The sequence below is a fragment of the uncultured Limnohabitans sp. genome (assembly GCF_937889215.1).
In the GTDB taxonomy this organism is placed as follows: Bacteria; Pseudomonadota; Gammaproteobacteria; order Burkholderiales; family Burkholderiaceae_C; genus Limnohabitans_A.
In genome coordinates, this window is the sequence record NZ_CALBEX010000332.1 from 1 (window position 1) to 2,285 (window position 2,285).

Consider the following 2,285-nt stretch of genomic DNA (forward strand, 5'->3'; position numbering starts at 1 on the left):
AAATGCCCGTGACCCACAACACCACCGCGCCCCAGGCCAGCCATGAAATCGTGCGCTCCAGCACCCGCACCACAGGGGCATTGGAGAACGCCACCTGCAGCACCTTCACGCCCAAACGGATCACCGCCAGCGAAATACACACCGGCAACAACACCTCAAACAAGGGAGACGGTCCTTGTTGGGTCAGCAGCGTGCGGGTCACAAAAGTCAGTCCCAGCAGCAGCACGGGAAACAGCACACCGTCGTAGAGCTTGCGGCCCAGCAAAATGGCCAATTCTTGGCCACTGAACACCCGGCGCACGCCCCAGACCATCAGCCAGGCCAGCAGCAAACACACACCAAATGCACCCGCCGCCGTCAACGACTCGGGTCGCGCCAAAGCCGCCAACCAAGTCATTGGATCGAACAACGTGCTGTTGCTCACGCCCGCCATGTGGGTGTCCTTTTCTCGATGAAGGCCTGAACGCCTTCTTGCGCCACATCGTGCACCATGTTGCAAGCCATGGTTTGCCCAGCCAGCTGGTACGCCGCCTCGATGCCCATCTCGCGTTGTTGGTAAAACAAGGCCTTGCCCACCTGCACCGCCTCTCGCGGCTTGGCCAAAATGGCGCTCACCAAGTCATCGACTTGCGCGTCCAATTCAGCGGCGCCGCAGACCCGGTTCACCAGTCCCCGGCGGCAAGCCTCATCGGCTGAGATGAAGCCCCCTGTGAGCAGCATTTCCATCGCTTGTTTGGCGTGCATGTTGCGCACCAGCGGCACGCTGGGCGTGGCGCAAAACAAGCCCACATCGATACCGTTCACCCCAAAAGTGGCCTTGTCTGACGACACGGCCAAATCGCACTGGGCCACCAACTGACAACCGGCCGCCGTGGCCAGCCCTTGCACACGGGCGATCACGGGCACGGGCAACTTTTGGATCGTCAGCATCATGCGGCTGCATTGGGCGAAAAGTTTTTGGTAGTACGTCAGCTCGGGCTGAGCCCGCATTTCCTTGAGGTTGTGCCCAGCGCAAAAAGCCTTGCCCGCCGCACCCAGCACCACCACGCGGGCCTGCGCGTCTTGGGCGATCGCATTGAAGGCAAGCTGCAGGGCATCCAGCATGGCCTCGCTCAAGGTGTTGAAGCTGGCGGGCGTGTTGAGGGTCAGCCGGTGCACACCACGCGCATCGCACTCGTGCAGCAGGTCGGTTGGTTGGGGGGCTGTGGGATTTGTCATGCCTCGATTGTGCCCAAACCCGGCGCTCACACGTCCGCCAGCACGCGCAAATGCGCTTCTACGCTGCGGCCCAGCGCACTCAGGTTGTAGCCACCCTCGAGGCAACTGACGATGCGGCCCTTGGCATAGCGCTGCGCCACGTCCTTGATGCGTTGCGTGATCCAGGCGTAATCCTGCTCCACCAAACCCATCTGGCCCATGTCGTCCTCGCGGTGTGCGTCAAAACCCGCGCTGATGAAAATCAGCTCAGGCCGGTGCGCCTCCAGGCGAGGCATCCACATCATGTCCACCAACTCCCGAATGTCCATGCCACGGGTGTAGGCCGGCACAGGCAGGTTGACCAAGTTGGCCGCGCTGGATGTCGAGCCGCCTTCGGGAAAAAAAGGGTGCTGGAAAAAACTCGCCATCAAAATGCGCTCGTCACCGGCGACGATGTCCTCGGTGCCATTGCCGTGGTGCACGTCAAAATCCACAATCGCCACCCGCTTGAGACCATGGCGCTCCAGCGCATATTTGGCGGCGATGGCCACGTTGTTGAAGAAGCAAAAACCCATGGCCTTGTCCCTGCAAGCATGGTGGCCCGGCGGGCGCACGGCACAAAAAGCGTTTTCCAGCTCACCGGCCAGCACGGCATCGGTGGCATCCAGGGCAGCACCGACTGCGGCCAGCGCCGCATCCCAGGTGTGCACGTTGATCATCGTGTCCGGGTCTAGGCTGGTGTGTGTGGGGCCGCCGGCGGCCATGTCTTCGCGCAAGGCATCGCCCAAGCCACGCAAAGCCGCCACATGCATGCGGCCGTGTGCCAGCTCGATGTCGGCCAAAGAGGCCGGTGTGGCCTCGCGCCTTTGCAGGGCCATGTCCACGCCACTGATCAGCAATCGGTCTTCGATGGCCCCTAAGCGTTCGGGGCATTCGGGGTGACCCGCGCCCATTTCATGCTTGGAGCAAGTGGGGTGGGTGAAATAACCAGTCGCGCCCATGGTGTTGCCATCCTGAATTGCCACAGCCAGCAAGGCTGATGTTTTTGTTGGAATTTTTTGTCTTTAACAGCTTCCAGCTTATCACGG

2 protein-coding genes and 1 pseudogene are annotated in these 2,285 nt (G+C 61.4%); all 3 read right to left on the bottom strand.

What is annotated here, in order from left to right:
- Positions 1-433, bottom strand: a pseudogene (locus Q0341_RS08385) (mechanosensitive ion channel protein); the annotation flags it as partial.
- Positions 421-1,218, bottom strand: a complete 798-nt coding sequence (locus Q0341_RS08390; RefSeq protein ID WP_299512045.1) for an enoyl-CoA hydratase — start codon at positions 1,216-1,218, stop codon at positions 421-423. The pseudogene Q0341_RS08385 and the gene Q0341_RS08390, both read right to left, overlap by 13 nt.
- 26 nt (positions 1,219-1,244) lie before the next feature.
- Entirely contained in the window at positions 1,245-2,198 is a 954-nt protein-coding gene (locus Q0341_RS08395) for a histone deacetylase family protein (RefSeq protein WP_299512048.1), read from the bottom strand.
- Positions 2,199-2,285: the final 87 nt, after the last annotated feature.

Coding starts and splice junctions, on each gene's coding strand:
- Q0341_RS08390 (WP_299512045.1), bottom strand. CDS start 1,218: ATGACAAATCCCACAGCCCCCCAACCAACCGACCTGCTGCACGAGTGC.
- Q0341_RS08395 (WP_299512048.1), bottom strand. CDS start 2,198: ATGGGCGCGACTGGTTATTTCACCCACCCCACTTGCTCCAAGCATGAA.